We start from the raw sequence: 6,703 nt of genomic DNA on the forward strand, positions 1-6,703 counted from the left end.
CGCGAGACGGGCCACGAACGGTCGCTCGTAAGACTCGCTCCGTGGCGGGTGCTGATGCTGGATCGTTCGGCACCCGATGTGCGCGTCGGATGGTCGAGACTCGCGACTACGCCGCACGCGCTTCGACGACTCGGCTGTGTTCGATGGCCGCGCCTTCGGCGCGGACGCGAGACGGGCCACGAACGGTCGCTCGTAAGACTCGCTCCGCCGGGGCTGGGAGAGGCTTGAAAGGGGCGAGCGAGCGATCAACCCAGCGCAGCCTGACCCATTGCGGACAGCGCCATGCGACGCAGTATCGGCCGGGCCCGGGTGGCGGTGGCATTGGTCGCGCTGTGCGGCGTGGAGTTCATCAAGCCGAAGCCCGCGTGGGCCTGCACCCGTGCGGTCTCCTCCGGCAGTTCCGGATGCAACTCCCGCAGCACCGCCACCCAGATCTCGACGTACTGACGCTGGGTGCGCCGCAGTTCGCGTCTGGGCCCGACCGGTACGTTCTCGAGGTCGCGGTCCTGGATCCGGATGAGTTCGGGCTCGCCGAGCGCGAAGTCCAGATGGAAATCGACCAGCCCGTCCAGCGCCTCCCGGGCCGACCCGGTCCGCGCAACCACCGCTTTCCCACCGGCGAGCAGCCGCTGACTGACCCCGATGAGCAGTTCGACCAGCAGCGCCTCCTTATTCGGGAAGTGCCGGTAGACCGCCGGGCCGCTGATCCCGACGGCCGCGCCGAGGTCGTCCAGGCGCATGCCGAGGAACCCACGATCGGCGATGAGCCGGGCACCCGCATCCAGCAACTGCGCCCTACGCTGCAGCTTCAGTTGTTCCCTGCGGGTGGGCGCGACGGGGTCGGTGCTGGTCACACGCACTCCTTTCAGCACACCTGGACATCTCGGTTAATCAACATTAACCTGAATTCCAGTTATCGGCGACTAACTGGATGGCAGGACAGCGTGATGACGGTGACCGAACAGGTCGGGGTCGACAACCGCACGGCACACGGGGCGCTACTGGAGGATCTGCGCGCCCGACTGGCCGCCGCGGCGCTCGGCGGGCCCGCGAAGGCGCGTGAGCGGCACGTGGCCCGCGGCAAGCTGCTGCCCCGGCAGCGGGTGGATCAGCTGCTCGATCCGGGCAGCCCGTTCCTCGAGCTCTCGCCGCTGGCCGCGACGGGCATGTACGACGATGAATGTCCCGGCGCCGGGATCATCACCGGCATCGGCCGGATCTCCGGGCGGGAATGCGTGATCGTGGCCAACGACGCCACGGTCAAGGGCGGCACCTACTACCCGATGACGGTGAAGAAGCATCTGCGCGCCCAAGAGGTCGCATTGCAGAACCAGTTGCCCTGCGTGTATCTCGTCGACTCCGGCGGCGCGTTCCTGCCGCGCCAGGACGAGGTCTTCCCGGATCGGGAGCATTTCGGGCGCATCTTCTTCAACCAGGCGACCATGAGCGCCAAGGGAATTCCGCAGATCGCCGCGGTACTCGGTTCGTGCACCGCAGGTGGTGCGTACGTACCAGCGATGAGTGACGAGGCGGTGATCGTGCGCAATCAGGGCACGATCTTCCTCGGTGGACCGCCGCTGGTGAAGGCCGCGACCGGTGAGGTGGTCACCGCCGAGGAGTTGGGCGGCGGCGAATTGCATTCGCGCACTTCGGGAGTCACCGATCATCTGGCCGAGGACGACCAAGACGCGCTGCGCATCGTGCGCCGCATCGTGGCCACGCTCGGCCCGCGCCCGGCCAGCCCGTGGGAGGTGACGCCGACCGTCGCGACCGCGAAGCCGGAGTCCGAACTGTACGACGTGGTCCCGGTCGATCTACGCACGCCGTATGACGTCCGCGAGGTCATTCACCGGCTGGTCGACGGCGAAAACGGATTCCACGAATTCAAGGCCGAATACGGTAAGACGCTCGTCACCGGATTCGCCCGCATCCACGGCCATCCGGTCGGCATCATCGCCAATAACGGCGTGCTGTTCAGCGAATCCGCCATGAAGGGCGCGCATTTCATCGAACTGTGCGATAAGCGCAAGATTCCCCTGCTGTTCCTGCAGAACATCACCGGTTTCATGGTCGGGCGCGATTACGAGGCGGGTGGTATCGCCAAGCACGGCGCGAAGATGGTCACCGCGGTGGCGTGTGCGCGGGTGCCGAAGCTCACGGTGGTGATCGGCGGATCGTATGGCGCCGGCAACTATTCGATGTGTGGGCGCGCGTATTCACCGCGCTTCCTGTGGATGTGGCCCAATGCGCGAATTTCGGTAATGGGTGGCGAGCAGGCCGCCTCGGTGCTGTCGACGGTGCGTGGGGATCAACTCGACAGCAGCGGACAGCCGTGGTCGGCGGCGGACGAGGAGGCATTCAAGGCGCCGATTCGGGAACAGTACGAACATCAGGGCAATCCGTACTACTCGACCGCGCGGCTCTGGGACGACGGCGTCATCGACCCCGCCGATACCAGAACCGTGCTCGGACTTGCCCTTTCGGTGTGTGCGCAAGCACCGCTCGAACCCGTTTCCTACGGCGTCTTCCGGATGTGAGCGCGATGATGAACAAGTCCCATCCCATCGATTTCGACACCGTGCTCGTCGCCAATCGCGGCGAGATCGCGGTCCGGGTCATCCGCACGTTGCGCGCCATGGGAATTCGCTCGGTCGCGGTCTACAGCGATGCGGATGCGCAGGCCAGGCATGTGCGTGCGGCCGATACCGCGGTGCGCCTCGGTCCGGCTCCGGCCCGGGAAAGTTATCTCGATATCGAGAAGGTCGTCGCCGCGGCGGTGCGCACGGGCGCCAAGGCCGTACATCCGGGCTACGGATTCCTTTCCGAGAATGCGGCTTTCGCATCCGCGCTGGCCGAGGCGGGCATTGTCTTCCTCGGGCCGCCCGCCAAGGCAATCGAGATCATGGGCGACAAGATCGCGGCGAAGAACACTGTCGCCTCCTTCGATGTGCCCGTCGTCCCGGGTATCGCCCGCCCGGGACTCACCGATGCCGAATTGATCGACGCCGCAACCGATATCGGCTATCCGGTCCTGGTGAAGCCCTCGGCCGGTGGCGGCGGTAAGGGTATGCGACTGGTCGAGGAACCGTCGGCATTGCCCGCTGCGCTGGCCAGTGCCCGGCGTGAGGCGGCCGCGGCATTCGGTGACGACACCCTGTTCCTGGAGCGATTCGTCACCCGGCCACGCCATATCGAGGTGCAGATCCTGGCCGACCAATTCGGTCACGTGATCCACCTCGGTGAACGCGAATGCAGCCTGCAGCGGCGGCATCAGAAGGTCATCGAAGAGGCACCGTCCCCGCTGCTGGACACCGCGACCAGGGCGCGCATCGGCGCGGCCGCATGCAATACCGCACGCAGCGTCGACTATGTGGGTGCGGGCACGGTCGAATTCATCGTCTCCGCCGATCGGCCGGACGAATTCTTCTTCATGGAGATGAATACTCGGCTGCAGGTGGAACATCCGGTCACCGAGCTGGTCACCGGGATCGACCTGGTGGAGTGCCAGGTGCGCGTCGCGGCCGGGCAGAAGCTGGCGCTCGAGCAGGATGCGCTGCGGCTCGTCGGGCATGCGATCGAGGCCCGCGTCTACGCCGAGGATCCCGGTCGCGGCTTCCTGCCCACCGGCGGCACGGTACTCGACCTGTCCGAGCCCGAAGGCGCCGGCGTGCGGGTGGATTCGGGACTGCGCATCGACACTGTCGTCGGCAGCGACTACGACCCGATGCTGTCGAAGGTCATCGTGCACGCCGCCGATCGCCAGACCGCACTCGCGAAACTCGATCGGGCACTGAGCGATACCGTCCTGCTCGGCGTCACCAGCAATATCGAGTTCCTGCGCTTTCTGCTGGCCGACCAGGATGTGGCCGCTGGAAAGCTCGATACCGGACTGCTGGATCGCCGCGTCGGCGACTTCCGACCCGCCGCGGTCGGGGATGACGAATTCATCGCTGCCGCTGCCTATCACTGGGTGCGACGCTGGCCTGTCGGGCCGAGCGATCCATGGGATATCCCGTCCGGGTGGCGCATCGGCACACCCGCGCCGACCACCATCAGGCTCGCCGGCGGTGACCGCACCGAGCACGTTTACCTGACCGGCGCTCCCGATGCCGCGCAGGTGCATCTCAACAGCAGCGAATCGGTCTCGCTCACTGCTGATTTCACCGACGGAAGGCTGGTCCTGACATTGGACGGTCTGCGCCGGGAGTTCCGCGTCGCGGAGCACGACGGTCAGCTCTGGGTGGCCGGACCGTCCGGTGTCGCGGTGCTGCGCGAGGTGGCCGAGCTGAATGTCCGCGGCGGCGCCGAACACGTCGGTGACGCCGAAATCCGCAGTCCCATGCCGGGTTCGGTGATCGCGGTACCGGTTGCCGACGGTGCCACTGTTGCGGTGGGGGCCCCCGTCGTCGTGGTCGAGGCCATGAAGATGGAGCACACGCTCACGGCACCGGTCGCGGGCACCGTCGAAGTCCTGGTCGCGCCGGGTGCCCAGGTCCGCCTCGACCAGCCGCTGGTGCGCATCGCCGCGGCTCCCACCGAACCCGAAACCGCCGAGCGAGAAGGAACTTCCGCATGACCGAATTTCTGTCCACCGGCACACTGCCCGAGGACTATCGCGATCTAGCGCTGACGGTGCGCGATTTCGCCAAGTCAGTGGTCGCCCCGGTAGCCGCCGAACACGATGCGAACCATACGTTTCCGTACGAGGTCGTCGCGGGCATGGCCGATATGGGTCTGTTCGGCCTGCCGTTCCCGGAGGAGTACGGCGGTATGGGCGGCGACTACTTTGCGCTGTGCCTGGCGCTGGAGGAACTCGGCAAGGTCGATCAGAGTGTGGCGATCACCCTGGAGGCCGGTGTCTCGCTGGGCGCCATGCCCATCTACCGCTTCGGCAACGATAAGCAGAAGCAGGAATGGCTGCCGCAGTTGACAAGTGGCCGCAATCTCGCCGCCTTCGGCCTCACCGAACCCGGTGCGGGCAGCGATGCGGGCGGCACCAGGACCACCGCGGTCGCCGACAGCGGCGAATGGGTCATCAATGGCAGCAAGCAGTTCATCACCAACTCCGGTACCGATATCACCAAACTGGTGACGGTGACCGCGGTGACGGGACAGTCGGGCGGCAAGAAGGAGATCTCGACCATCCTCGTGCCCACCGACACCCCCGGGTTCGTGGCCGAACCCGCCTACAACAAGGTCGGCTGGAATGCCTCGGATACGCATCCGCTGAGCTTCACCGACGTCCGGGTGCCGGAGGAGAATCTGCTCGGCGAGCGCGGTCGCGGCTACGCCAACTTCCTGCGCATTCTCGACGAGGGCCGCATCGCCATCGCGGCGCTGTCGGTGGGAGCGGCTCAGGGCTGTGTCGACGAGAGCGTGCGCTACGCCAAGGAACGCGAGGCCTTCGGCCAGGCCATCGGCCGCAATCAGGCCATTGCCTTCAAGATCGCCCGCATGGCGGCGCGCGCGCACGCCGCGCGGACCGCATACTACGACGCCGCCGCACTCATGCTGGCGGGTAAGCCCTTCAAGAAGGAAGCCTCCATCGCGAAGCTGGTGGCCAGCGAGGCGGCCATGGACAACGCCCGGGACGCCACCCAGATTTTCGGCGGCTACGGCTTCATGAACGAATACGCTGTGGCCAGGCACTATCGCGATAGCAAGATCCTGGAGATCGGCGAGGGCACGACGGAGGTGCAGTTGATGCTGATCGGACGGGAGCTGGGCCTGTGACCGAGACGGACGCTCCACGCCGGGTGGTGCAGCGCGGCCTGTGGTTCGAGGAGTTCGAGATCGGTGTGGTGTACGAGCACCGGCCGGGCCGGACCATTACCGAGGCCGACAATGTCCTGTTCACCACGCTGACCATGAATACCCAGGCATTGCACTTGGACGCGGCGTTCAGCGAGCAGCTGCCGCCGTTCCACCAGCGCCTGGTGAATTCGATGTTCACCCTGTCCACGCTGATCGGCCTCTCGGTCGCACAGCTGACCCAGGGCACGATCGTCGCCAACCTGGGCTTCTCCGAGGTCGCCTTCCCGAAGCCGCTGTTCCACGGCGACACCATGTATGCCGAGACGGTGGTCACCGATAAGCGCGAATCCAAGAGCCGACCGGGCGAGGGCATCCTCACCTTCGCGCACACCGCGCGCAACCAGCATGGCGATATCGTGGCGACGGCGGTACGAAAGACATTGGTACGCAAGGAGCCCGCATGAGTTGGCAATTGCCCGGACCAGCCTGGCTGTTCTGCCCCGCCGACCGCCCAGAGCGCTTCGAGAAGGCCGCCGCGGCAGCCGATGTGGTGATCATCGATCTCGAGGACGGGGTCGCGGCCGGCGATAAGGCGTTCGCGCGCAAGGCGCTCGTCGAAACACCGCTGGATCCCGAGACCACCGTCGTGCGGATCAATGCCGTCGGAACCGACGAGCACGAGCCCGATCTCGCGGCGTTGGCGCGGACCGAGTATCGGCGGATCATGCTGCCGAAGGCCGAATCCGCCGAACAGCTCGGCTCCCTCACCGACTACGAGGTGATCGCGCTGATCGAATCGCCGCTCGGCGCCATGGCGGTCGGGCGAGCGGTACTGGCGCGCAATGCGATCGGGGCCATGTGGGGTGCGGAAGATCTGGTCGCCGGGCTCCGCGGCAATTCCAGTCGGCATGCCGATGGCAGCTATCGCGATGTGGCGCGCCATGTTCGG

The 6,703-nt window shown here is 66.4% G+C and carries 6 protein-coding genes; 5 read left to right on the forward strand and 1 reads right to left on the reverse strand.

All coding sequences use genetic code 11. From position 1 onward, the window contains the following. Positions 1-245: 245 nt before the first annotated feature. Positions 246-854 carry an SACE_7040 family transcriptional regulator gene (locus tag ON44_RS29045; protein WP_040695691.1) on the reverse strand — a complete coding sequence of 203 codons (609 nt, stop codon included), beginning with the start codon at positions 852-854 and terminating at the stop codon, positions 246-248. Between the two features lie 93 nt (positions 855-947). On the opposite strand from ON44_RS29045, the gene ON44_RS29050 reads away from it, so the two are divergent. From ON44_RS29050 to ON44_RS29070, 5 genes are all read left to right on the forward strand, one after another. Further along, positions 948-2,537 carry a carboxyl transferase domain-containing protein gene (locus tag ON44_RS29050; RefSeq protein ID WP_040695693.1) on the forward strand — a complete coding sequence of 530 codons (1,590 nt, stop codon included), beginning with the start codon at positions 948-950 and terminating at the stop codon, positions 2,535-2,537. 5 nt (positions 2,538-2,542) lie between these two features. Next, positions 2,543-4,576, forward strand: coding sequence for an acetyl/propionyl/methylcrotonyl-CoA carboxylase subunit alpha (locus ON44_RS29055; protein ID WP_040695700.1), 2,034 nt, complete (start codon positions 2,543-2,545; stop codon positions 4,574-4,576). After that, positions 4,573-5,733, forward strand: coding sequence for an acyl-CoA dehydrogenase family protein (locus ON44_RS29060; protein ID WP_040695694.1), 1,161 nt, complete (start codon positions 4,573-4,575; stop codon positions 5,731-5,733). The genes ON44_RS29055 and ON44_RS29060 overlap by 4 nt, the downstream gene beginning before the upstream one ends. Further along, the gene (locus tag ON44_RS29065) at positions 5,730-6,218 is read left to right on the forward strand and encodes a MaoC family dehydratase (protein ID WP_040695695.1); all 489 of its coding nucleotides are present in this window, start codon (positions 5,730-5,732) and stop codon (positions 6,216-6,218) included. The genes ON44_RS29060 and ON44_RS29065 overlap by 4 nt, the downstream gene beginning before the upstream one ends. Beyond that, positions 6,215-6,703: aldolase/citrate lyase family protein (locus tag ON44_RS29070; RefSeq protein ID WP_040695698.1), on the forward strand; the 489-nt coding region annotated here is incomplete at its 3' end. The genes ON44_RS29065 and ON44_RS29070, both read left to right, overlap by 4 nt.

Origin of the sequence: Nocardia vinacea NBRC 16497, assembly GCF_000308835.1 — a bacterium.
In the GTDB taxonomy this organism is placed as follows: Bacteria; Actinomycetota; Actinomycetes; order Mycobacteriales; family Mycobacteriaceae; genus Nocardia; species Nocardia vinacea.

What these genes read in the sequence shown, in the direction of transcription:
- ON44_RS29050 (WP_040695693.1), top strand. Translation starts at nt 948, where the DNA reads ATGACGGTGACCGAACAGGTCGGGGTCGACAACCGCACGGCACACGGG.
- ON44_RS29055 (WP_040695700.1), top strand. Translation starts at nt 2,543, where the DNA reads ATGATGAACAAGTCCCATCCCATCGATTTCGACACCGTGCTCGTCGCC.
- ON44_RS29060 (WP_040695694.1), top strand. Translation starts at nt 4,573, where the DNA reads ATGACCGAATTTCTGTCCACCGGCACACTGCCCGAGGACTATCGCGAT.